The organism is Streptomyces sp. NPDC029296, assembly GCF_055569255.1.
On the sequence record NZ_JBVHXT010000014.1, the window covers coordinates 97327 to 120359 of the forward strand.

At 75.2% G+C, this 23033-nt stretch carries 18 protein-coding genes and 1 riboswitch; of the genes, 11 read left to right on the top strand and 7 right to left on the bottom strand.

All coding sequences use genetic code 11. From position 1 onward, the window contains the following. Positions 1–31 precede the first annotated feature (31 nt). Positions 32–982, bottom strand: a complete 951-nt coding sequence (locus tag ACZ4W9_RS14790; protein ID WP_467935644.1) for an MIP/aquaporin family protein — start codon at positions 980–982, stop codon at positions 32–34. Between the two features lie 439 nt (positions 983–1421). On the opposite strand from ACZ4W9_RS14790, the gene ACZ4W9_RS14795 reads away from it, so the two are divergent. Next, positions 1422–2765 carry a helix-turn-helix domain-containing protein gene (locus ACZ4W9_RS14795; RefSeq protein WP_467935645.1) on the top strand — a complete coding sequence of 448 codons (1344 nt, stop codon included), beginning with the start codon at positions 1422–1424 and terminating at the stop codon, positions 2763–2765. A gap of 66 nt (positions 2766–2831) precedes the next feature. On the opposite strand, the gene ACZ4W9_RS14800 is transcribed toward ACZ4W9_RS14795, so the two are convergent. Continuing rightward, positions 2832–3632, bottom strand: a complete 801-nt coding sequence (locus tag ACZ4W9_RS14800; protein WP_467935647.1) for a hypothetical protein — start codon at positions 3630–3632, stop codon at positions 2832–2834. Between the two features lie 767 nt (positions 3633–4399). Between ACZ4W9_RS14800 and ACZ4W9_RS14805 the strand changes: the two genes are divergently transcribed. The 3 genes from ACZ4W9_RS14805 to ACZ4W9_RS14815 all read left to right on the top strand — a co-directional run bounded on the left by ACZ4W9_RS14805 (position 4400) and on the right by ACZ4W9_RS14815 (position 7788). After that, the gene (locus ACZ4W9_RS14805) at positions 4400–5365 is read left to right on the top strand and encodes a nucleoside hydrolase (protein WP_467935648.1); all 966 of its coding nucleotides are present in this window, start codon (positions 4400–4402) and stop codon (positions 5363–5365) included. 384 nt (positions 5366–5749) lie between these two features. Next, positions 5750–6601, top strand: a complete 852-nt coding sequence (locus tag ACZ4W9_RS14810; RefSeq protein ID WP_467935649.1) for an isocitrate lyase/PEP mutase family protein — start codon at positions 5750–5752, stop codon at positions 6599–6601. A gap of 116 nt (positions 6602–6717) precedes the next feature. Continuing rightward, on the top strand, positions 6718–7788 hold the full coding sequence (locus tag ACZ4W9_RS14815; protein ID WP_467935650.1) for a bile acid:sodium symporter family protein: 1071 nt from the start codon (positions 6718–6720) through the stop codon (positions 7786–7788). On the opposite strand, the gene nicT is transcribed toward ACZ4W9_RS14815, so the two are convergent. Then, positions 7685–8767 (bottom strand): Nickel transporter NicT, encoded by a 1083-nt coding sequence (gene nicT, locus ACZ4W9_RS14820; RefSeq protein ID WP_467935652.1) that lies wholly within the window; start codon positions 8765–8767, stop codon positions 7685–7687. The two genes, ACZ4W9_RS14815 and nicT, sit on opposite strands and share 104 nt — an antisense overlap. Before the next feature lie 29 nt (positions 8768–8796). Further along, a riboswitch (cobalamin riboswitch) is annotated at positions 8797–8981 on the bottom strand. 78 nt (positions 8982–9059) lie between these two features. Between nicT and ACZ4W9_RS14825 the strand changes: the two genes are divergently transcribed. Together ACZ4W9_RS14825 and ACZ4W9_RS14830 are read left to right on the top strand one after the other, a co-directional pair. Then, a complete protein-coding gene (locus ACZ4W9_RS14825) occupies positions 9060–9410 on the top strand; it encodes an ArsR/SmtB family transcription factor (protein WP_467935653.1) in 351 nt (116 codons plus the stop codon). 79 nt (positions 9411–9489) lie between these two features. Then, positions 9490–11148 carry a glycoside hydrolase family 13 protein gene (locus ACZ4W9_RS14830; protein WP_467935654.1) on the top strand — a complete coding sequence of 553 codons (1659 nt, stop codon included), beginning with the start codon at positions 9490–9492 and terminating at the stop codon, positions 11146–11148. 82 nt (positions 11149–11230) lie between these two features. On the opposite strand, the gene ACZ4W9_RS14835 is transcribed toward ACZ4W9_RS14830, so the two are convergent. Then, positions 11231–11707 carry a hypothetical protein gene (locus tag ACZ4W9_RS14835; protein WP_467935655.1) on the bottom strand — a complete coding sequence of 159 codons (477 nt, stop codon included), beginning with the start codon at positions 11705–11707 and terminating at the stop codon, positions 11231–11233. 158 nt (positions 11708–11865) lie between these two features. Here ACZ4W9_RS14835 and ACZ4W9_RS14840 point away from each other — a divergent pair, with 158 nt between their 5' ends. Further along, the gene (locus ACZ4W9_RS14840; protein WP_467935657.1) at positions 11866–13839 is read left to right on the top strand and encodes a YncE family protein; all 1974 of its coding nucleotides are present in this window, start codon (positions 11866–11868) and stop codon (positions 13837–13839) included. A gap of 9 nt (positions 13840–13848) precedes the next feature. Here ACZ4W9_RS14840 and ACZ4W9_RS14845 read toward each other — a convergent pair whose 3' ends face one another. Together ACZ4W9_RS14845 and ACZ4W9_RS14850 are read right to left on the bottom strand one after the other, a co-directional pair. Further along, positions 13849–15054, bottom strand: coding sequence for a hypothetical protein (locus tag ACZ4W9_RS14845; protein ID WP_467935658.1), 1206 nt, complete (start codon positions 15052–15054; stop codon positions 13849–13851). Positions 15055–15164: 110 nt separating this feature from the next. Further along, positions 15165–16325: a PP2C family protein-serine/threonine phosphatase gene (locus ACZ4W9_RS14850; protein WP_467935723.1), complete on the bottom strand. Its 1161-nt coding sequence runs from the start codon at positions 16323–16325 to the stop codon at positions 15165–15167. A 161-nt stretch (positions 16326–16486) separates the two neighbouring features. Between ACZ4W9_RS14850 and ACZ4W9_RS14855 the strand changes: the two genes are divergently transcribed. After that, positions 16487–16969: a hypothetical protein gene (locus ACZ4W9_RS14855; protein WP_467935659.1), complete on the top strand. Its 483-nt coding sequence runs from the start codon at positions 16487–16489 to the stop codon at positions 16967–16969. Between the two features lie 199 nt (positions 16970–17168). Beyond that, positions 17169–18122 (top strand): hypothetical protein, encoded by a 954-nt coding sequence (locus ACZ4W9_RS14860; RefSeq protein ID WP_467935660.1) that lies wholly within the window; start codon positions 17169–17171, stop codon positions 18120–18122. A gap of 610 nt (positions 18123–18732) precedes the next feature. On the opposite strand, the gene ACZ4W9_RS14865 is transcribed toward ACZ4W9_RS14860, so the two are convergent. Further along, a complete protein-coding gene (locus tag ACZ4W9_RS14865) occupies positions 18733–20079 on the bottom strand; it encodes an aminotransferase-like domain-containing protein (RefSeq protein WP_467935724.1) in 1347 nt (448 codons plus the stop codon). 88 nt (positions 20080–20167) lie between these two features. On the opposite strand from ACZ4W9_RS14865, the gene ACZ4W9_RS14870 reads away from it, so the two are divergent. Next, a complete protein-coding gene (locus ACZ4W9_RS14870) occupies positions 20168–20956 on the top strand; it encodes an alpha/beta fold hydrolase (RefSeq protein WP_467935662.1) in 789 nt (262 codons plus the stop codon). Positions 20957–21028: 72 nt separating this feature from the next. Further along, on the top strand, positions 21029–22972 hold the full coding sequence (locus ACZ4W9_RS14875) for an FUSC family protein (protein ID WP_467935663.1): 1944 nt from the start codon (positions 21029–21031) through the stop codon (positions 22970–22972). Positions 22973–23033 lie beyond the last annotated feature (61 nt).

Sequence of the window (23033 nt, forward strand, 5' to 3'; positions counted from 1 at the left end):
CGCGAACGCGTTCACGCGGACGGCCGGATGCTCACTCCTCCCCGTGGGTGGTCCGCGTCGGGGTGGAGCGGCCCGGCGGCGGCAGCTGGGCCAGCCGGCTGCGCGTGAGCAGGACGTCGCCGATGAAGAGGTCGTAGACCAGGATGCCGAGCGCGCCACCGATCAGCGGGCCGACGATCGGGATCCACCAGTAGCCGCTGAAGGCGCCGGACACGCTGCCCGGGAACGCCAGGCTGCCCCAGCCCGCCGCGTAGGTGAACAGGCGGGGGCCGAAGTCGCGGGCCGGGTTGATGGCGTAGCCGGCGTTGGCGCCGAAGGACATGCCGATGGCGGCGACGACGAGGCCGACGATCAGGGGGCCGAGGTTGGCCTGCACGGCCTGGTTGCGCAGGTCGAGGACGGCGGCGATCAGCATCAGCAGGAAGGCCGTGCCGACGATCTGGTCGATCAGCGGGCCCCAGACGCCGCCGTGGAAGTAGGGGGCCGGGAAGGTGGCGAAGACGGAGAACGTGGTGTTCGTGTGCCCGTTCACCTTCGGCCCGGTCACGGTGGCGTCGAAGGCGTCGATCGCGGCGTGGTAGACGAGGTAGACCAGCGCCGCGCCGGTGAGGGCGCCGACGACCTGGGCGATCCAGTACGGCAGCACCTTGGCCCAGGAGAAGCCCCGGCGCAGGGCCATGGCCAGGGTGACCGCCGGGTTGAGGTGGGCGCCGCTGATCCCGCCGGCGACGTAGACGCCGAACATGACGGCGAAGGCCCAGCCCCAGGCGACGAGCAGCCAGTCGCCGGCCGCCAGGAAGATCGTGGTGGGCGTGGCGGCCCGGCCGGAACCCGGCAGTGCGGCGACCGCCATCGCGACCACGCCGCAGCCGAAGGAGATGAGGACGAAGGTCCCGAGGAATTCCGCCATGCACTCGCCCAGCAGACCGCCCCGGCTCCTGAGACGGGACGGCTTGACGAGCGGAGGGATGTCCACAGCCATGGGGCCCCCTTTGACGAGAGCGATGCGGCCAATGTCACCATATTGGCGCACAACGTCACTCGCCGCAGGGCGAACGCTTCCCGGCCACCCGCAAGGGCGACCCGCGAAGAAGGGGGCCGGGGTCTCAGCCGCCCGCGTGCTGGGCGGCCGACGCCGGTTCCGGTGGGGTGCCGGCGGCCCCCGCCGGGCCCGCGTTGCCCGCCAGGAGGAGACCGGACGCGGCGATCACGGCCGCGGCGACGCCCCGGGCGGCGGAGGCCCGTCCGGCCGGCCGGACGGGGGTGTGGGTGTGGGGTGCGTAAGGTGCGGATGTACGTCCGGACACGGCGACCTCGCAACACAACAGCGGAGTGTCAAGCATGCTTAATCCGCCGTTTAACCTAGGTGCTGTCGCGGCCCGACGGCAAGGGCGGCCCGGGGAGTTGGGGGGCATGGAGGCATGCGGGAGCGGGACGATCCGGAGGTCGTCGGGCGGCGGGTGCAGCGGCTGCGCGCCCAGCGGGGACTGACCCAGCGGCAGCTGGCGGAGCCCGCGTACACGCCCGCCTACATCTCCACCCTGGAGGCGGGCCGGGTCCGGGCCTCGGACGAGGCGCTCCGGCACATCGCGGACCGGCTCGGGGTCGCCTTCGAGGAGCTGACCGTCGGCCGCCCCGCCCACCTCGCCACCGGCCTGAGGCTGCGGCTCACCGAGGCCCAGCGGATCCTCGCCGACGGCCGGGCCGAGGAGGCCGCCGCGCAGTACGGCGTGGTGTGCGCCGAGGCCGAGGCCCACGGGCTCGTCGGCGAGCAGGCCGCCGCGCTGCTCGGACTCGGTGAATGCGCGCTGGAGACCGGCGAGTTGAGCAGGGCGCGGGAGTACTTCGAGCGGGCCGAGGAGCGACTGGCCGACCAGGCCCTGCCGGTGCGGGTGCCCGCCGTGCGCGGCCGGGCCGTCGCCCACTACCTCGCCGGTGAACTCCGCTACGCCGTCTACCTCCTGGAGTCCACCCTCGACGAGCTGAACCGCGGCGGACTGCACGACCCCGACGCGCTGCTGCTGCTCTACGCCGGCGTCATCGGCCCGTACATGGACATGGGCGCCCACGCCCGGGCCGCCCAGGCCGCCGAGTTCGCCCTCGCGCTCGCCCCGCGGGCCGGCGACCCCGCGCTGATCGCCCGGATGCACCGCTCGGTCGCCCGCACCCTGCTCGCCGAGGGCCGGCTCGCCGAGGCCGACGCCTCCCTGGCGAAGGCGGCCGAGCTGTACCGCCAGCTGCGGCTGCGCACCGAGCTGGCCAACTGCCACTGGATGCGCGGCTACGTCTGCGCGCAGAACGGCGAACTCGACCGGGCGGAGGAGGAGCTGCGCCAGGCGTACGGGATGCTCGCGCGGTCCCGGGCCACCCTGTACCGCAGCCAGGCCGCCGTCGAACTCGCCGACGTGCTGCACCGCCGGGGCCGGTCCGAGGAGGCCGCCGAGCTGCTGGAGGACGTCCTCGGGGACTTCTCCTCCGAGCGCGGCGCCGTGCACGCCGCCGCCGCGCACCGCCTCCTCGGCATCATCGCCGAGGACGCCCGGGACACCGAGGCCGCCGAGGAGCACTACGTCCGCGCCCTCAGCCTGCTGGAGCGCGCGGGCGCCGCCGGTGATCTCGCCGACCTGTGCCGGCTGCTGGGCGACCTGCTGCGCCGCACGGGCCGCACCGAGGCCGCCCTGGACGCCTACCGCACCGGCCTGGGCCACCGCACCGCCCCCGGCACCACCACCCTCGGCCCGGCCCCGGCCCAGCCCCCGCTGTGACCCCGCGCGCCGATCGCGCCACGCCTTGGCGCCCAGGCCCACGGCGCACCTGTGCCCCGGGGGCGCTCACACCTGTGCACGGCCCTGTCTGCGGATGTCCGCCAGGCGCAGGGCGCCGATCTGGACGGCCGCCTGGGTCGCCTCGTTCGGCACGTCGCCGAGGCCGCCGTTGGTGAGCGCGAAGGCGTCCTCGCCGACCCGGACGGCGGCCACGTCCATCGTGAGCAGATACCGCTGCCCGTCCGGCCCGGTCGTCGCGCAGGTGACGCGCAGCCCCTGGCGGGCGTCCCCGACCTCCGGCAGCGCGGCGGCCGTCACCCGCACGTCCTCCACCAGCCCCAGCTGGGTGGTGGCCGTGAACCGGGCACAGCGCACCGGCATCTCCCCCAGCCACTCCAGCGTGGCGTCGACGTCCGCCGGGCGGCGGGCGCCGATCTGGAACCGCAGCTGCGCCTCCGTGTCGGCGTCGTCCAGGCCGACGGCGACGCGCGCCGGGGCGCCGAGGAGTTCGTCGCTGTAGAGGGCGTCCAGCAGCCGCTGGCACTCCCCGGCCGTGGTGCGGCTCTTCAGCAGCCCGTCCCGCCAGGTGGCCGCGCCGCGCGTCGCGGTCCAGGGGGCCCCGAGATCGGTCGGGTTGATCAGCGCGGCCTCGGCCTGCTCGTCGCCGAGCGTGGAGCCGTCGGCCCGCCGGGGCGCCTTGGACGCCACCGCCTGCCGGTCCACCGTGGGCAGCGGGTGCGGCGCGCTCGCCGGGTGGTGCAGCCCGAGGGCCGCGCAGCCGCCGCCGAGCAGCAGACCGGTGGCGAGGAGGGGACGCAGGACGGCACGGGGGAGGCGGGGGACGCGCGGGGGTATCGCGGGGGACATCGGGGCCTCCTGTGCGGGTGCGACGGTCCCGCGCCGCGTGCGGCCGGCGGGGTCCTGGTCTCACGGCACCACCGGGCCGGGCCGGGCACCAGCGCTCGGGGCCGTACGGGTGAGGGGCGCCGTTCCGCGGGAGCGGGCGCCGGCGGGACATCCCGCCGAACGGGCCGTACGGCGCCGGCGCCCGCTCCCCGTCGAGCCCCGCGGCGGCGCGGTCCCGTCCTGGCCGGTGCCCGTCCAGCCGGTCGTGCCGCCGGTGGCCGGGGAGCAGCCGGAGCGGGCGGCGGTGGTGCGGGCGGCGGTGGTGCGGGCGGCGGTGGTGCGGGCGGCGGTGGTGCGGGCGGCGGTCGCGCTCGGCGGTCGCGCCGAACCGGCCGGACCCGCACTCCCGGGGCCGGGATCCGGGCCGCGCGGCTCGTGCCGTACCAGGCGGAGAGCGGCACCCGGGGAGGGCCGGCGCCGCTCCGGCCGCCGGACGGCCGCCGGACGGATGGGTGGCGGACAGACGGTGGACGGACGGGTGGCGGACGGACGGCGGACGGCGGACGGACGGACAGGTGGCGGACGGGTGGTGGCGGACAGCCGCCGGACGGACAGGTGGCGGACGGACGGCGGACAGCCGCCGGACGGACGGCGGCCGGGTGCGCCGCCGGTGTGGGAGCCGACGCGCCGGATCGCCGGGCGGGCGGCGCCCGCTCCAGCGCCTCGCGGGACGGACCGGCCGGCTCCGCCCCCCTGTCCTAAGGTCGGCACGACGGAAGGAGTCCGCCGTGACCGGACAGCCCATACCCGTGATCATCGACTGCGACACCGGCGTCGACGACGCCCTGGCCCTGCTCTTCGCCGTCCGCCACCCGGGCCTCGACCTCAGGGCCGTGACCTGCGTGGCCGGGAACACCGACGTGGACGGGGTGGTCCGCAACACCCTGACCGTGCTGGACCGGGCGGGCGCCCCCGGCGTCCCGGTGGCGCGGGGCGCCGAGCGCCCGCTGCTCGAACCGGCCCGCCCGGCGCCGGTGCACGGCGCCGACGGCATGGGCGACCTGGGCCTGCCGGCGCCCGTCCGGGGCCCGGCGGACGTGGACGCGGTCACCCTGCTGCGCCGGGAGATCCTCGCCTCCCCGCGCCCCGTGACACTGATCCCGACCGCCCCGCTCACCAACATCGCGCTGCTGCTGCGCACCCATCCGGAGGTCACCCGGAACATCGAGCGGATCGTGTTCATGGGCGGGGCGGTGACCACCGGGAACGCCACCCCCGTCGCCGAGTTCAACGTGTGGCACGACCCGGAGGCGGCGGCGGTGCTGCTCACCGCCGGGGTGCCGATCACCATGTACGGCCTGGACGTGTTCCGGCGGGTCGTCGTCCCCGCCCCCGAGGTGCGCCGGCTGCGGGCGAGCGACGAGCCCGGCACCCGGCTGGCCGGTGACCTCCTCGCCCACCGGCCGGCCCACCAGGGCGAGCCGCCCGAGGCCGAGGAGGCGGGCGGGCTCGGCGACGCGGGCGCGGTGTGCGCGGTCGCCGACCCGGCGGGCCTCACCACCCGGCTGCTGCCGGTCGAGGTCTCCCTGGCACCCGGCCCGTCCCGTGGCCAGACCGTCGTGGACCTCCGGCCCCGCCCCGGCGAGTCCGAGATCCACGGCGACGGACGCGAACGGCCGCTCGTGGACGTGGCGTTGGACGTGGACGTCGACCGGTACGTGAAGCTGTACCTGGAGACGGTGGAACGGCCCTGAGGGAGCGCTCCCGTGCCGGGACGCCGCCCTCGGCCCGGCACAAAAAGGGGGTCCGGCTTCCGCGGTGAGGGCCTTTTTGGTCATCGTCCCGCCCGTCCGTACGGCCCTCCCCCCGTCGGTCACATGGGTGAGCGTGCGTTCAGGGGCCTGAACCGGGGGTGGTCCGGCGCCGCGTTTCGGCCCGGAACCGCAAAGGGATGGTTGTGACTGGGCAAAACCTTTTTTACTCTGCGGCCACTGGATCGGGCAACGAAAAACCGGGTGCCTCCCGAGGGAGGGCACCCGGCCGGTCTGGTGCGGAACACGCCGCGCGGCCCAAGGCTTTGGCGGGCAGAGGGTCGCGGCGGCACCACGCCCACGCAACCAGTAACCCCGGAGGATACCGTGAGCCACCCCAACCGGCTACGCGATGCCATCCACGCGGACGGGACCACGCCGCTGATCGGCGTGTTCGACATGTTCTCCGCGTCCGTGGCGGCGCGGCACTACGACGGCATGTTCGTCTCGGGCTTCGGCTTCGCCGCGTCCCACTACGGCCTGCCGGACATCGGCTTCATCGCCTGGCCCGACATCATCGCCTTCGTCCAGCGCCTGCGCATGGCGTTCCCCGCGCAGCACCTGCTGGTCGACATCGACGACGGCTACGTGGACCCGGAGACCGCGTGCCACGTCGTACAGAACCTGGAGGCCGTCGGCGCCTCCGGCGTCATCCTGGAGGACCAGAAGCGGCCCCGGCGCTGCGGCCACGTCGACGGCAAGCAGGTACTGCCGCTGGAGGAGTACCTGGAGAAGCTGGACATGGTCCTCCGGTCCCGCCGGGACCTGGTGGTGGTGGCCCGCACCGACGCCACCGAGGAGGACGAGATCCTGCGCCGCGCCAAGGCGCTCGCCGCGACCGACGCCGACGTGGTGCTGGTCGACGGGGTGCGCAGCGTGGACTGGATCCACAAGGTGCGCCGGGTCATCGGGGACAAGCCGCTGCTGTTCAACCAGATCGCCGGCGGCAAGTCGCCGCGGCTGTCCCTGGGCGAACTGACCGGGCTGGGCGTCGACGTCGCCATCTACAGCACGCCCTGCCTGTTCGCGGCGCAGACCGCCATCGACCGGGCGCTGACCGACCTGAAGGAGGCCGACGGCCGCCTGCCGCAGACCGGCCCGGACAGCGTGGGGGTCGCCGAGTGCCTGGCGCTGCTGGAGAAGAACATCAGCCGCCACCACGTCCACGCGCCCGCGTGACCTGAGCCGCCCCAGGGGCCCGCGCGCCACCCGCGCGGGCCCCGCCCACCGGGTCCCGCGGCCGACCGGGCCCCGTCCCATGCCACCCGCTTCCAAGGCAGGAGCGCATGTCCCAGATGCCCACCGCAACGGTCCGCGGCCTGGCGCGCCGCGTCGACTGGTACATCGTCGCGCTGTTCGGCGCGATCGGGATCGCCGCGCTCGTCCCGGCCGAGGACACGGCGGCCGAGACCGTCTCGTGGCTGACCAGGCTGGCGATCGGCCTGCTGTTCTTCCTCTACGGCGCCCGGCTCTCCCCCCGGGCCGCGCTGGACGGCGTACGGCACTGGCGGCTGCATCTGCCGGTGCTGGCCCTGACGTTCGCGGTCTTCCCGGTGCTCGGGCTGGCCGCGCGGCTGCTGCCGGACGGGGCGCTCGGCGCCGAGCTGACCGCCGGCGTGCTGTTCCTGGCCGTGCTGCCGTCCACGGTCCAGTCGTCCATCGCCCTCACCTCCCTGGCCCGCGGCAACGTGGCCGCCGCGCTGTGCTCCGCGTCGTTCTCCACGGTGCTGGGCGTGGTGCTGACCCCCGTACTGGCCGTCGCGCTGACCGGCGGCGGCGAGGGCGGCGGCGTGCCGGTCGGGTTCGGCCAACTCGGGGACATCGCCGTCCAGTTGCTGCTGCCGTTCCTCGCCGGGCAGGCGGTGCGGCGCTGGATCTCCGGCTGGCTCGGCCGGCACCGCAAGGTCATCGGGATCTGTGACCGGGGCTCGATCCTGCTCGTCGTCTACGCGGCGTTCAGCCGGGGCATGACCACCGGCATCTGGCAGCGGGTGTCCCCCGGCCGCCTGCTCCTGCTCGGCGTGCTGGTGGCGGTGCTGCTCGCGGTCGCCCTGCTGCTCGCCGACCGCTCGGCGCGGGCGCTGCGGCTGCCCCGCGAGGACCGGGTGACGGCGGTCTTCTGCGGGGCGACCAAGAGCCTGGCCAGCGGGCTGCCGATGGCCTCCGTGCTGTTCCCGGCGGACGAGGTCGCCATGACCGTCCTGCCGCTGATGCTCTACCACACGCTCCAGCTGGTGGTCTGCGCCGCGCTCGCCCGCCGGCTCAGTCGGACGGCGCCGCCCGCACCGCCCAGCGTTCCTCCACCCGTGCCAGCCGCCAGTACCCCAGCGCCGCCGCCCACACCACCACGAACAGGCCGACGATGAGGTAGCCGACGTTGCCCAGGTCCAGGCCGGACACCCAGCCGGTGACCGGATCGTCGAGGTGGAACTTCTCGTGCAGGACGCCGACCAGTTCGATGGTGCCGATGAAGAAGGCGACGGCGATGGACAGACCGGTGATGGCGAGGTTGTAGAACACCTTGCGGACGGGGTTGGCGAACGCCCACTGGTAGGCGAAGTTCATGAACGTGCCGTCCAGGGTGTCGAACAGGCTCATCCCGGCGGCGAACAGCAGCGGCAGGCACAGGATGGCGTACCAGGGCAGGCCGGCCGCCGCGCCCGAACCCGCCATCACCATCAGGGTGACCTCGGTGGCCGTGTCGAAGCCGAGGCCGAAGAGGAAGCCCAGCGGGTACATCTGCCCCGGCCGGGACACGGACCGGGTCAGCCGGCCCAGCAGCCGGTTCATGAACCCCCGCGAGTCCAGGTGCCGTTCCAGCTCCGTCTCGTCGTACGCGCCCGCGCGCATCGCCCGGAAGACCTTCAGGATGCCCGCGAGGGCGACCAGGTTCAGGGCGGCGATGAGATAGAGGAACGACCCGGAGATCGTCGTACCGAGCACCCCGAGCACCTGGTGGGTGGCGGAGCCCTCGTTCATCACCTTCCCGGCCAGCGAGGTGCCCCCCGCGATCAGCAGGGCCAGCAGCACGACCACGCTGGAGTGCCCGAGCGCGAACCAGAACCCCACCGACACCGGCCGCTTGCCGTCGGCCATCAGCTTGCGGGTGGTGTTGTCGATCGCCGCGATGTGGTCGGCGTCGAAGGCGTGCCGCATCCCGAGGGTGTAGGCGGTGATGCCGAGCCCCACACCGAACACCTCGGTCCCGACCTTGTAGTGCCGGGGCGCGACCAGCAGATAGAGAATGGCGAACGCGACGACGTGCAGGGCGAGGATCACCACCAGCAGCCCCGCCGTCTTCAGGGTGTCCTCGCGTCGCCAGCGGAAAGAAGCGGCATCGGCCATCGGGTTCACGCTCCAGCACCTCGTGGATCACTTCGTGAGCTGCCGTGGCCGGTCTCCTGGCTTACGGGTCACACGTCCGCCGTCCCTGCCTTCCCGGTCGTACGACCAGTGGCCCGGCGGTGTGCCGGACGGAACGGGAACTCCCCGATCACAGTGGCGAGGGCCGCGTCGACCTTGCATCGACTTCCCGAACACCACGGCCCGCCCACCGTAGAGGGGCCCGCGGTTTCCCGCATAGCTGCGCAGTCGGGCAGGTATTCAAGATCACATCGGGGCCTGCCAGGATGGGGGCATGCATCTCGTGCCTGCCGACCGTGCCGAGCGCCGGACCATCGACGGTCACCGGGTGTGCGAGGCGATCGCCGCCATCGGCGACGCGGGGCGTCTGCGCACCTGGGCCGACCGTTTCTCGCTGCTGGCCGACGCCAACCGGCTCACCCTGCTGCTCGCGCTGCACCGGACCGGGCCGCTGGCCGTCTCCGACCTCGCGATCGCCACGGGCATGAACGACCCGGCCGTCTCCCAGGCCCTGCGGCTGCTGCGCGCGGCCGGGGTCGTGGCGGGCGAGAAAGAGGGGCGCGTGGTGCGCTATCGGGTGGTGGACGAGGACGTACGGGGCCTGTTGGAGCACTGCGGCGCCTGAGCGCCCCCGAAAAGGTTCCCTTCCGGGCAATGTGGACAGATAGAGATTCCCTACTGTCGTCCGTCCCTTGGGAGCCCGTATGGCAGACCGCCCGCCGGACCTCTCGTCCAGGAACCCCGACTGGTGGCGCCAGGCCGTCGTCTACCAGGTCTATCCGCGCAGTTTCGCCGACGCCGACGGCGACGGCCTCGGTGACCTCCGGGGCCTGACCGAGCGGCTGTCCCACCTCGCCGCGCTCGGCGTCGACGCCCTGTGGCTGAGCCCCTTCTACCCCTCCGAACTCGCCGACGGCGGCTACGACGTCATCGACCCGCGCGGTGTCGACGAGCGCCTGGGCACCCTGGACGACTTCGACGCGCTGGCCGCCGAGGCGCACCGGCTCGGTCTGAAGGTCGTCGTGGACCTCGTGCCCAACCACACCTCCCATCTGCACCCCTGGTTCCGGGAGGCGCTGCGCGCCGGGCCCGGTTCGGCCGCCCGCGAGCGGTACGTCTTCCGCCCGGGGCGCGGCGCGCACGGCGAACTGCCGCCCACCGACTGGCGGTCGGTGTTCGGCGGCAGCGCCTGGCGGCGGGTGCCCGACGGCGAGTGGTACCTGCATCTGTTCGCCCCCGAGCAGCCCGACCTGAACTGGGACAACGAGGAGGTCCGTGCCGACTTCCGCACCACGTTGCGGTTCTGGTCCGACCGGGGCGTGGACGGCTTCCGCGTGGACGTCGCCCACGGCCTGGCCAAGGACCTCACCGAGCCGCTGCGGGACCTCGGCGCCCACAGCACGACCGGCGAGTCCGCCCTGCGGCACCTGCCGCCCGGCAGCCACCCGTACTGGGACCGGGACGAGGTGCACGAGATCTACCGGGACTGGCGCAAGATCTTCGACGCCTACCGCCCGCCGCGCATGGCCGTCGCCGAGGCCTGGGTGCCGGGCGAGCGGCGGGCCCTGTACGCCCGGCCCGACGAACTCGGCCAGGCGTTCAACTTCGAGTACCTGGAGGCCGGCTGGGACGCGGAGGAGCTGCGCGGGGTCATCGCCGACGCGCTGGCCACGGCCCACGCCGCCGGGGCCTCCGCGACCTGGGTGCTGTCCAACCACGATGTCGTACGGCACGCCTCCCGGCTCGTGCTGCCGCCCGGCACCGACCCGGACGCCTGGCTGCTCACCCACGGCACGGCGCCCGCGGTCGATCCGGCGGCCGGGCTGCGCCGGGCCCGGGCGGCGACCCTGCTGATGCTGGCGCTGCCCGGTTCGGCGTATCTGTACCAGGGCGAGGAACTCGGCCTGCCCGAGGTCGCCGACCTGCCCACGGAGGTGCTCCAGGACCCGATCTGGGAGCAGACCGGTCACACCCGCAAGGGCCGCGACGGCTGCCGGGTGCCGCTGCCGTGGACGCCGACCGGACCGTCGTACGGCTTCGGGCCCGGCGCCGGCTGGCTGCCGCAGCCCGCGTCCTTCGCGGCGTACGCGGTGGAGGCGCAGGCCGGTACGGAGGGCTCCACGCTGGAGCTGTACCGCACGGCCCTGCGGCTGCGCCGCAAGCTGCTGGACGGCGAGACGCTGACCTGGACGCCCCACGCGCCCGCCGGGGTGCTGGACTTCACCCGTACCGGGGCCTGGCGCAGCGTCACCAACCTGGGCGGCGAGCCGGTGCCGCTGCCGCCCGGCGAGGTCCGTCTGAGCAGTACGCCGCTGCCGGGCGGCGGGGTGCTGCCACCGGACACCACCGTGTGGCTGGCGTAACCGGCCACGGTCACGTGACCGCCCCGACCGGGCGCGGCCCCCCGGCGACAGGCCCGGCCGGGCGTGGTCGCCGTGGGGGTGGTCAGCCGGCCGGTGGGGACGGGCTCGTCCCGGCCCCGGGGCCGGGAGTGGTGCCGGCCGCGGTGCCGTCGATGTCCACCGGGGTGGAGGTGGCCGACGGCGGCGGGGTGAGGACCACCTCCGGCCGGCCGGCGGCCGGGGGCGGCGGGGTCGGGTCGGAGTCCGGCAGCCTGGGCGGGGCGGTCCGCCGGAACAGGGTCTGGTCGAAGTCGACCAGCGCGAAGTCGGTGCCGGACCGCCTGCCGCTCTCCCCGTTCGGCTGCCGCGCGAAGCCCCGCTGCTGGGGGCTCGCCTCGTCGGGCAGCGTGACGTTCAGCAGGGGGGCGGTCCTCCGGCAGGTGCTGTCCAGCGCCGCGTGCCCGTACGCGCGTCCGGTACGCCCAGGCGGTACGGACGCGAGGCCCGCCGCTCTCAGCGGTCGCGGGTGAAGATTCCGCGGGTGGGGACAACGGCGTCTCCCCGCACGTCCGAAAGCCACTCCCGCCCCAGGAACCCGGATGCCCCTTGTCAGTGACATGACCTACGCTTTGCTCACTCGTCACGCGCGGCCCACGGCTCACGCACAGGGGACCCACGGACAGCCGTATCCGCGCGGGCACCCATGTCTTTCATTCGTTCCGGGGGGTTCGAATCAGCGTGCGCAAGCGCTCTCTCACGGCCGCCACCACCCTGGCGGTCCTGATCAGTTCGGCGGCCCTGGCCGCCACCCCGGCGATCGCCGACTCCAGCGCCGTCCTGCCGGTGCGGCAGACCGGTGACATCGTCGTGGACGCCGTGCACCGGCAGGTCTTCGTCAGCGATCCGCTGAACGGCAAGATCGTCGTCACCGACTTCGCCGGCAAGGTCGTCAAGCAGATCACCACCAACCTGTCCGGCGTCCACGGCCTGGAGCTGTCCGCCGACTCCGGCACGCTCTACGCGGCCGTGCAGGACCTCGACGCCATCGCGGTCTTCGACACCGCCACCGACACCGAGACCACGCGCTACGAGGTCGGCGACAAGCCGCTCAGCATCGCCCTCGCGGGCGGCAGGCTGTGGTTCGGCTACGGCGGCGCCGCCGCGGGCAACCTCGGCTCCGTGGACCTGACCGCCGAGGACCACAAGGTCACCCTCGGCCAGGACGGCGACTGGTACGCGGCCCCGCTGCTGGACGCCGCGCCCGGCTCGGACACGCTCGTCGCGGGCGCCCTCGGGCAGAGCCCGGTCGAACTGGCCTCGTACGACGTCTCCTCGGGCACCGCCACCAAGCTGGCGAGCACCCGCGAGGCGGGCAGCAACCTCGGCGACCTCCAGGTCACCCCCGACGGCAAGGACGTCGTGGTGGCCAGCGGCGCGCCGTACTACCAGCAGGTGTTCCGCACCGCCGACCTGAACGAGGACGGCAAGTACGTCACGGACGCGTACCCGAACTCGGTCGCCATCGCGCCCGACGGCACGGTCGCGGCCGGCATCGACGGCACATACGACCCGGACGTGTACATCTTCCGGCCGGGCAGCAGCGAGGCGGTGCGCACCTACGACTTCCCTAACACCGGCACCGGTTCCGGCTCCGACCTGCTGGTCCGCGCCGGTCTGGCCTGGGCCCCGGACGGCTCCCGGCTGTTCGCGGTGACCACCGACAGCCGGGGCGTGATCTCGCTGCGCGTGCTCACCTCGCCCGCCAAGGCGGCCACCACCGTCACCGTGGACGCGCCGGCCACCGCGACCCGCGCCAAGCAGCTCGCCGTCAAGGGCAAGGCCACCGCCAAGACCGCCCTGCCCGCCGGGACGAAGCTGACCGTGACCCGCACCGACCTGGAGTCCCCGAAGGGCAAGGCACTGCCTGCGGCGGTCACCAAGGCCGACGGCACGTTCTCCTTCACCGACACCCCGCCGGCCGGCGGCAAGGTGAAGTACACGGTGGCCTACGCGGGCGACGCCGGGCACACGGCGGGCTCGGGTTCGGACTCGGTGAACGTCTCCCGCGCCAAGCCGGCGCTGACCGTCGACAACAACGGCAAGGTGTACGCGTACGGCAAGGACGTCAAGTTCACCGCGCACCTCGGCAAGACGTACAAGAACCGCACGGTGGAGATCTGGGCCGACCCCTTCGGCTCCGACCAGCCGAACAAGCTGGTGAAGTCCGGGAAGGTCAACGCCGACGGCAACCTGTCGGTCACCCTCGACCTGAAGCGGGACACCAAGGTCACCGCCAAGTTCTCGGGCGACTCCCGGTACACGTCGGCCGCCGCGTCCAGCACGGTCGGCGCCAAGGTCGGCGTGTCCACCTCGCTCTCCGGTCACTACAAGAAGAAGTCGACGTGGGGCCACACGTACCACTTCTTCCACAAGAACAAGAACCCGCTGGTCACGACCAGGATGTCGTACTACCGGGAGCGGGCGCAGAAGTTCGAGTTCGAGGTGTACTACCAGGGCCGCTGGTACCCGAGCGACCCGGCGTACTTCAAGCTGGGCTCCGACGGCGTGTCCAAGGTCAGCATCACCGGCGACCACGGCGAGGACGTCGGCTGGCGCTTCCGGGTCCGCTCGTCGTACGTCAACGGCTCGTCCGGTGACACGGTGAACTCCACGACGCACGGCGCCTGGCAGTACTTCACCTTCACCAAGTGACGACGGGGCCTAGGGGGCGGCCTGGAGGCGGCCCAGCTGGCGCCGGATGTTCTCCAGGGCGCCGCTGCGGCGTCCGGGCACCCTGAGGCGCAGCTCCGCGAGCGCGGGTCCGATCTCCCGGGCCCGCGCCGTGTCCTCGATGCGGCCCCACTGGTGGTGGGCGCGGTCCACGGCCGCCTCCACGGCGGGCGCGTCCGCCGCCTGGCCGGCGGCGAGGCGGGCCTCGGCCACCGCCAGCCAGGCCCGGCAGCTGCGCACCGGGTCCCCGGCGAACATCGCCAGGTCGGCCCGGACCTCCCGCCAGTGCAGCGCCTGCTCGGAGCCGTCGCCGTACGCCCGCACGGCGTCCTCCTCGTACCGCGCGGCCAGCCCGTCCGCCTCCCGGTGCCGCCCGTCCCGCACGGCCGCGCTGATGGCGGCGTGCGGATCGGCGGGAGCCGCCTCGGGCGGGCCGTCGGCGGGCACGGACCGCTCCGCCGCGCGGCCCGGCACACCACCGGCCACCGCGCCGGGCGGTTCCCCGGCGGGCCCCCACGGCGCCGGGGCCACCGGCACCCGGTCCGGCGGAAACAGGGGGCCCGCCGCGTGACCGCCCGGGTGCGCCAGCAGCAGGTTGCCCCTGGTCTCCTCGGGGACGCGGCTCAGGGCCTGTTCGTGGAGGGTGCCCAGCGGGGGGCGGCGGCCGCTGCGCAGGAGGGTGGCGACCGTCTTCATGTACGCCGGTTCGGCCAGGCGCCGGCCGGCCGGCGGGGCGACCCGGCCGTACACGGCGGTGGAGGGGCCGCAGTCGAGGCCGCGCTCGGTGATGTGCCGCCAGGTCTCGGCGTCGGCGTGCAGGTCGACGATCAGCGCGGTGTCCGCGGCCGAGCGCAGGCGCAGTTCCTCGCGGATCCAGTGCCAGGGCAGCGCGGTGTAGCGGACGGTGGCCGCGGTGGTGCGGGCCAGGGCCAGATGGGGCCGGTGCTGGCGCCGGTCCAGGTGGAGTTGCCCGGTGAGGTACACGGTGAGCGGCCCGGGCGCCGCCGCGGCGGCCCGCAGCCGGGTGAGGACGGCCTGCGGTTCCAGCGGGTCGGCGAGTTCGACGACGTTCGCGGTGTCGGTGCCGGACAGCACGGCGGGGGCGACGGCCGCCAGCACCGGCAGGACACCGGCCGCGTCCACCAGGCGCCCGCGGCCCACCGGCGAGGCCGCGAGCAGCAGCACGGTTCCGGGCATCGTGCCTCCCCCTGTCACCCTGCGGAGCCCGTGGGGCCCTCCGGTCCCGAGGCCCTCGTAGATCCGCTCTCCAGCCAGCACCGTAACCGCTGGCGCCGCGCACCGGGGCCTCAGTACCGCAAACGCCCCTGTTCGAGGTCTTCGCCCGGCGGGCCGCCGCCGCCCGCCAGCCGCCGCACCGCGAAGATCGTGGTGTCGTCCGCCAGCCGGCCCCCGCCGTGCCGCAGCACGCCGTCGCGGACCCGGCGGACCAGCCGGTGCGGGGCGGCCCGGCGCGGGTCGGCGCGGACCGCGCGGGCGACCTCGCGGGTCAGGTCGTAGAAGTCGCCGGACCCGTCGCGGGCCTCGGTCACCCCGTCGGTGACCAGCAGCAGTGTCTCCTCCGGGGCCAGCGGCACCCGCCGCACGGGCGGCAGGCCGCCCGCGAGGTCGGCGCAGCCGAGCGGCATCCCGTCGCCGCTGGGCAGCTCGCGCACCCCGTGCGGGCCGACGGCGAGCGGCGGTTCGTGGCCGAAGTTGACCATCTCGACGGTCCCGGGCGTGTCCGCGGGGAACGCGATCAGCGCGGCCGTGGCGAACCGGTCGCCGTCGGCCCCGCCGAGCGCGACGGTGTGCGAGCGGTGGCGCAGCATCCGGGTCTCCAGCCGCTCGGCGACGGTCGCGAGATCCTTCTCGTGGTAGCCGGCCTCGCGGAAGGTGCCGAGCAGCGCGGCGGCGGCCTCCACCGCGCCGAGGCCCTTTCCCTGGACGTCGCCGACCAGGACACGGGTGCCGTGCGGGCTGGGCTGGATGTCGTAGAAGTCGCCGCCGACCCGGGCCTCGACGTCGGCCGCCAGATACACCCCGGCCTGCTCCAGCCCGGCCCAGTCGGGCGGCAGCGGGCGCAGCACGGTGCGCCGGGTGGTGTCGGCGATGTCCCGGATGTGCACGACCTGCCGTTCCCGGCGCACGCGCACGGCGGCGGCGAGGGTGGCCAGGGCGCCGCCGACGGCGACCAGGATGAAGTCGCCGAGCCCGGCCTGGTACTGCTCGGGCCAGGCACTGTCCACGAGCACGTACGCCGCGACGGCCAGCAGCCCGTACCCGGCCGTCGTCCAGGCCCCGCAGATCGCCGAGGAGATGCCCGGGACCAGGACGATCCAGGAGATCATCCGCAGTCTCTCCCCGGTGGCGAAGTCCAGCAGGACGACGCCGGTGAGGAGCAGCAGCGGGAGCAGCCAGGCGACGCTCCGTCCGCGCACCCGCAGCAGCGGTCGCCGCCCGTACTCCATCCACGTCACGGCCGGCAGCCCTCCATGTCCTCAGCGAAGCACGGGGGAGATCCGCACGCATCCGGGCACCGTCCACCCTCCTGGCCGAGTTGCCGTGCCCTGTCCGCCGGTGTGCCCTGGTAGCGGGGGCGGATCGGGGGCGAGGAGAGAGGAGTGCCCTCATGGCTCAAGCGGCACCCGCGCCCGGCGGCATGTCCCGGCCCGGCCGCACGCCCGAGGTGGAGGGCCGGGCGACCGATGTCCGCGCCCGCCCGCCCGACGTCTTCGACGCCCGCACCCACCGGCTGGCCCGGCTCGCCGCGCCGGTCGTGCTGGGCCTCGTCTACGGCTACTGGGTGGCGGCCAACAACCGTTCCGGCGGCCCGATCACCGGCTGGAACCTGCTGCTCGGCTTCGTCAGCGCGCTGGTGTTCGCGGTGCTGTGCATGGCGCTGCTGGCGCTGGCGCCCCGGATGCCGCGGGAGGTGCACGCGCTGCTGTGGACGGCGTTCGTCGGCTGCGCGTTCGGTTTCCTGTACGCCCAGACCGGCAAGCCGGTGCTGCGTTCCCTGGTGATGTCCCTGCTGGTCGCGGCGGGCACCTTCATGGCGTTCTTCTACCGCTACTACACGCGGGAGGACGCCTTCGGGCGCCGGGTCCGCTGAGCGGCGGCGCCCGGGCTCACGCCGGCGTGCGTGCGGCGCACGTCGGCGTTCCCGCGGGTCGGCGTACGTCGGCGTACGCCCGGGCGCGGAACGCTCCCTCGCGCCGAGCGGGGTCCCCGTTCCGCCAAGCGGGTCCTTGCGCCGCCCGAACGCAGTGCTCCCGCTCGCGCGCGGGCCCCGGAGGGCCTTGCCTGGACCTGTGCCCCCACGACGCCTCAGGAGCGCCCTGTCGGCCGTACTGATCGCCCTGTCCTGCCTCCTCGTCCCGTTCGGCGCGCTGGCGGCCTGGGCGGCGTACGGGCTGGCCGACACGGGCCGGTACGTCACCGCCATGGCGCCGCTCGCCGCCGACCCGGCCGTGCGGGAGGCCGTCGCGGACACCGTCGGCGACGGCCTCCTGCGCGCCGTCGACCAGCACCTGGACGTCCGTCCGGCGCCCGGCCCGGTGCGCCCGTTCGTGCGCGACGCGGTGCGCCCGTACGTGCGCGACGCGGTGCGCTCCTTCACCCACACCCGGGCCTTCCGGCTGGGCTGGGACACCGGCAACCGGGTCACCCACGACGCCGTGCTGCGCGCCCTGCGCGGGCGGGACGAACGCGCCGTCACCATCGATTTGGCCCCCGTCACCGCGCAGGTCAAACGCCAGCTCACGCACGACCACGTGCCGCTCGCCGCGCGCATCCCGGTGGAGCACACCATGGTCGCCGTGCTCCCGGCGGGCCGGCTGACCGCCCTCCGGAAGGGGTACCACGTGCTCGAAGTCGCCGGTTCCTGGCTGCCGGCCGCGTCCGTGGCGTTCGCCGCCGGCGGGATCGCGCTCGCCGTCCGCCGGCGCCGGGCCGTGGCCGCCACCGCCCTGGGCACGGCCCTGGGCGGCGTGCTGCTGGTCCTCGCGCTCCGCGTCGGGCGTGCCCTGACCCTGGCCGACCTGCCCGCCGGGGTGTCGCACGGCGCCGCCGCGGGCGCGGTCTACGACGCCCTGACCGCTCCGCTGCGCGACGCCGCCTGGCTGCTGCTCGGCCTCGGGCTCACCGTCGCCCTCGCCGCCTGGCTCACCCGCCGGCTGCGCCTGCCCCGCCCCGCCCGGGACCGGCGGGCGTCACCGTCCCCCGCGCCGGCACCCACCCCGGCCCCGACCCGGGCCCGGGCCTGACCACCCACCGCCCACCGCGACGGTGACCCCGCCGACCCCACACCCCCACCCGGCTCACACACCGCCCGCGCCCACCGCGCCGGACCCGCGACCCCCGCCCACGCCCGCCCACGCCCGGAGCCCACCAGTCCCCACGCGAAGGCCGTCCCCCGGCGCCACAACGCGCCCCCGCCGACCCCACAGCCACGCCCACGCCCCCACCCGGCTCACACACCGCCCGCGCCCACCGCGCCGGACCCGCGGCACCCGCCCACGCCCGGAGCCCACCGGTCCCCACGCGAAGGCCGTCTCCGGCGCCACAACGCGCCCCCGCCGACCCCACAGCCACGCCCACGCCCCCACCCGGCTCACACACCGCCCGCGCCCACCCCTCCCGCGCCGGACCCACGACCCTCGCCCCACCGCGCCCGAGCCCGCCGGTCCGCACGCGAAGGCCGTCCCCGGAGTGACAGCGCTCGCCGGCCGACACGGCGGCCACGACCACACCCGCCGCTCGGCCTCACCCCCCGGCTCACCCGCCGGCCGCGTCTGCCCCCCTCCCGCGCGGGACCGGCGAGCGTCACCCGCACCCGCCCACGACCGCACCGAAGCCTCGGCCTCTCCCCCCGGCTCACCCGCCGCCCGCGCCCGCCCCCTCCCGCGCGAGACCGGCGAGCGTCGACAGTGCCCGTGCCAGTTCGCGCTCCGGTGCCGAGCCGAGGCCGAGCCTGACCGCGTCCGGGGCCCGGCCGGTGCCGACGGCGAAGGCCGTGCCCGGGGTGACGGCGATCCCGCGGTCCAGCGCGGCGGCCGTGAAGGTGTCCGCCCGCCACGGCGCCGGCAGCTCCCACCAGGCGAAGTAGGCGGCCGGGTCGGAGCGTACGGAGAACCCGGCCAGCCTCTCGGCGAGCAGCCGCTGCCGCCGCCGCGCGTCCTGCCGCTTCGCGGCCACCAGCCGGTCCACGGTGCCGTCGCCGAGCCAGCGCACCACCGCCTCCAGCGCGAAGCCGCCCGCGCTCCACCCGCCGGACCGGACGGCCCGCGCCACCGCCTCGACGCGGCCCGGGGGCGCGACGACGAATCCGGCGGTGAGCCCGGGCGCGACCCGCTTGGACAGGCTGTCGACGAGGTGCACCAGGCCGGGCGCGAGCGCGGCGAGCGCGGGTGTGCCGCCCGGCTGGAGGAAGGCCCAGATGCGGTCCTCGACCACCGGTATCCCCAGCCTGTGGACACAGTCGGCGAGCTGCCGCAGCCGCCCGGCGCTCGTGGTCAGCGAGGTCGGATTGTGCAGGGCGGGCTGGAGGTAGAGGGCGGACAGCGGCGCGGCGCGGTGGGCGTCGGCCACCGACTCGGGCACGGGCCCCTCGGCGTCCGTGGCGAGCGGCACGAGGAGCACGCCGAGACGCGCCGCGATCTCCTTGACCAGCGGATACGTCAGCGGTTCCACCCCGACCCGGCCGCCGGGCCGCACCAGCGAGGCGAGCGCGGCGGCGATCGCCTGGCGGGCGTTGCCGGTGAACACGATCCGCTCCGGCCCGCACCGCGGCCCGCCCCGGGCCAGCAGCGCGGCGACCGCCTCCCGGGCCGCCGGGGTGCCCGTGGCGGCGGCCGGCCGCAGCGCCTGGCCGAGCGCGTCCGGCCGCAGCAGGGCGGCGAGGGCGGGGGCCAGCAGCTCGGCCTGGCCGGGCGCGGACGGGTAGTTCAGCTCCAGGTTCACCAGCGGGGCGCCGGCCGCCTCGGTGAGGGCGAGCCCCGGCTGCCCGTCCGGCGCGGTGGCCCGGACGAAGGTGCCGCGCCCGACCTCGCCCACCACCAGCCCCCGGCGCACGAGTTCGGCGTAGACCCGGCCGGCCGTGGACGGCGCGATGCCGTGCCGCCGGGCGAACGCGCGCTGCGGGGGCAGCCGCTCACCGGGGCGGAGCCGCCCGCCGGTGATGTCGGCCGCGATCCGGTCCGCGATGCGCCGGTAGTCGTCCACAAGCACCCCTGTTCTCCGGCGCGTTGAATTGCACCGAGGGCAAAGATCTTATTGCGCCGAGCAAGCGCCCGCGCCTAGGGTCGTGACCATGCCCCCCTTCCTCGCATTCGAGGACAAAGGCCCCGAAAACTCTTCCCGGCCTCCCCTCGTCCTCGTCCACGGCCATCCCTTCGACCGCACGATGTGGCACCCGCAACTGGCGGAGTTCTCCGCCGGCCGCCGGGTGATCGCCCCCGACCTGCGCGGCTACGGCGCCTCCCCCGTGACCCCCGGAACGGTCCCGCTCTCCCGCCACGCCGAGGACATCGCCGACCTCCTGGACCACCTCTCCGTGGACTCCTTCGTCCTGGCCGGCCTGTCCATGGGCGGCCAGATCGTCATGGAGTGCTACGACCGCTTCGGCGACCGGATCCGCGGCCTGGTCCTCGCCGACACCTTCCCCGCCGCCGAGACCCCGGAGGGCAGACGGGGCCGCAACGCCATGGCCGACCGGCTGCTGGCCGAGGGCATGCGGGGCTACGCCGACGAGGTGCTGGAGAAGATGGTCGCCCCCTACGCCGACCCCGAGGTCAAGGCGCACGTGCACCGCATGATGACGGCCACCCCGCCCGAGGGCGCCGCGGCGTCCCTGCGCGGCCGGGCCGAACGCCCCGACTACCGCGCGCTGTTGACGAAGGTCACCGTGCCCGCCCTGGTGCTGGTCGGCGCCGACGACACCTACACCCCCGTCACCGACGCCGAGGAGATGCACGCGGCCCTGCCCGACTCCACCCTGCACGTCGTCGAGGGCGCCGCCCACCTGCCCAGCCTGGAGCGCCCCGAGGAGTTCAACCGGCACCTCGCCGCGTTCCTGACCCGGCTGGACGAGGACGCGTAGGCCCTGGCCGGGCCCGCCCTCACCCGTCGCCCGGAAACCCCCCGAAATCCACCACTCACCCATAATGGGCACATGCCCCGAGAGTTCCCCGTCGGCCTGACCCCTCCCGACTGGCTGGTGGCGAACCTCAGACCCCAGCAGGCACCGGCGAACCGGTCCGCCGTGATCCGCGCCGCCGTCGCCATGGCCCTCCCGCTGGCGGCCGGCCTCGCCGCGGGCCGCCCGGCCTACGGCGCCCTCGCCTCCATGGGCGCCCTGTCCGGGGTCATCGGCGACACCGCCGACGCCTACCGGATGCGCATCCTCAACATCGCCGTCCCCCAGCTCTTCGGCGCCGTCGGGGTGACGCTGGGCACCCTGGCGTACGGCCACGGCTGGTACGCGGTGGCCGCGGTCACCGGCGTCGCGCTGGTCTCCGGAATGATCTCCACGATCGGCGCGGTGGCCTCGGTGTCGGGCCTGCTCCTGCTCCTGAACTGCGTGGTCGGCGCGGGCCTGCCGCTGCCGTCCCCCTGGTGGCTGGCCCCGGCCCTGATGACCGGCGGCGGCCTGCTGGTGCTGCTCCTCGCCCTGCTGGCCTGGCCGCTTCGCGCGGGGATCCCCGAGCGGACCGCGGTCGCCGCCACCTACCGCGCGGTCGCCGACCTGCTCGCCACCGCCGGCACGGACCGCGCCGAGGCGTACGAGGAGGCCCGCCGCGCCGTCACCCGCTCGCTGAACGATTCCTACGACCTGATCCTGGCCCGGCGCGCCCGCCACCACGGCCGCAGCCCGGACCTCACCCGCCTGCTGGCCCGGCTGAACGCGATCACCCCGGTGATCGAGGCGGCCCCCGCCGCCCATCTGGCGGGCCGCCCGCTGCCCGCGCGGATCCCCGAAGCGGTCCGCGCCCTGGCCCGCCGAGTGGCGACGGACGCGGCCCCCCTGCCCGCCCTGGACCTCCCCGTGCCCACCACGGAGACGGCCCGGGCGGTGGACCACGCCCTGCGCCACACCGCCGAGGTCGTCGCCGCGCCCGACGTGGACCCCCGGGGCATCGACGACCGCCTGGGCCGGCCGGCCACGCTCGGCATCCGCACGGCCCGCGCCGCGCGCAACGTCATGCTGTCCGCCAACTCCTGGCGCTACGGCGTCCGGCTGGCGGTCTGCATCGGCCTCGCCCAGGCGCTGGTGTCGCTGGTCCCCGTCCCGCGCTCCTACTGGGTCGCGCTGACCGTCACCTTCGTCCTCAAGCCGGACTTCGGCTCGGTGTTCTCCCGCGCCCTCCTGCGCGCCCTGGGCACGGTGGCCGGCCTGGTGGTGGCGGCGGTGGTCCTCGCCGAGGTGCCCCTGGGCTGGTGGGACGTCCCGGTCCTGTTCCTCCTCGCGCCGCTGATCCCCGCCCTGACCCCGCGGGGCTACGGCTACCAGACCGCGGCCATCACCCCGGTGATCCTCCTGCTGTCCGACGTCCTCAACCGCCAGGGCACGGCCCTGCTGCTGCCCCGGCTGAACGACTCGCTGCTGGGCTGCGCGATCGCCCTGACGGCCGGTTACCTGTGCTGGCCGGAGAGCTGGCACACCCGGGTGGGCGACCGGCTGGCCGACGCGGTGGCCGACACGGCGGTCTACGTCGAGGAGGCGTTCGGCCCCGGCACCGACCCGGCCGCGCGGGCCCGGATGCGCCGCCGGCTCTACCGCGACCTGTCCGTCGTCCGCACGGAGTTCCAGCGGGCCCTGACCGAACCGCCGCCGACCGGGCGGCGGGCCGCCGCGTGGTGGCCGCTGGTGGTGGCGGTGGAGCGCATCGTCGACGCCACGACGGCGGCCCGGGTCCGCGTCAAGCACGGCGCGGCGCCCCCGTCACCGGCGGAGATCACGCAGGTGACCCTGCAACTGCGGGAGCTGGCCGACGGGGTACGGCGAGCCCGCACCCTGACCGCCGTCCGCACCGATCTCACCGGGCCCGCGGACAGTGTGCTGGAGCCGCTGCGCCAGGAGGTGGCGGCGGCCCGCTCGATCACGTCCCCGCGCTGACCGGTCCCGCACCATCGGGCCGCTAACCTTACGTGTCCGTCCTGGCCAGCGATCGACGGGC

Bases quoted from the DNA above. Each gene is read 5' to 3' on its own strand.
- ACZ4W9_RS14790 (WP_467935644.1), bottom strand. From the start codon at position 982: ATGGCTGTGGACATCCCTCCGCTCGTCAAGCCGTCCCGTCTCAGGAGC.
- ACZ4W9_RS14795 (WP_467935645.1), top strand. From the start codon at position 1,422: ATGCGGGAGCGGGACGATCCGGAGGTCGTCGGGCGGCGGGTGCAGCGG.
- ACZ4W9_RS14800 (WP_467935647.1), bottom strand. From the start codon at position 3,632: ATGTCCCCCGCGATACCCCCGCGCGTCCCCCGCCTCCCCCGTGCCGTC.
- ACZ4W9_RS14815 (WP_467935650.1), top strand. From the start codon at position 6,718: ATGCCCACCGCAACGGTCCGCGGCCTGGCGCGCCGCGTCGACTGGTAC.
- nicT (WP_467935652.1), bottom strand. From the start codon at position 8,767: ATGGCCGATGCCGCTTCTTTCCGCTGGCGACGCGAGGACACCCTGAAG.
- ACZ4W9_RS14825 (WP_467935653.1), top strand. From the start codon at position 9,060: ATGCATCTCGTGCCTGCCGACCGTGCCGAGCGCCGGACCATCGACGGT.
- ACZ4W9_RS14830 (WP_467935654.1), top strand. From the start codon at position 9,490: ATGGCAGACCGCCCGCCGGACCTCTCGTCCAGGAACCCCGACTGGTGG.
- ACZ4W9_RS14845 (WP_467935658.1), bottom strand. From the start codon at position 15,054: ATGCCCGGAACCGTGCTGCTGCTCGCGGCCTCGCCGGTGGGCCGCGGG.
- ACZ4W9_RS14850 (WP_467935723.1), bottom strand. From the start codon at position 16,325: ATGGAGTACGGGCGGCGACCGCTGCTGCGGGTGCGCGGACGGAGCGTC.
- ACZ4W9_RS14855 (WP_467935659.1), top strand. From the start codon at position 16,487: ATGGCTCAAGCGGCACCCGCGCCCGGCGGCATGTCCCGGCCCGGCCGC.
- ACZ4W9_RS14870 (WP_467935662.1), top strand. From the start codon at position 20,168: ATGCCCCCCTTCCTCGCATTCGAGGACAAAGGCCCCGAAAACTCTTCC.
- ACZ4W9_RS14875 (WP_467935663.1), top strand. From the start codon at position 21,029: ATGCCCCGAGAGTTCCCCGTCGGCCTGACCCCTCCCGACTGGCTGGTG.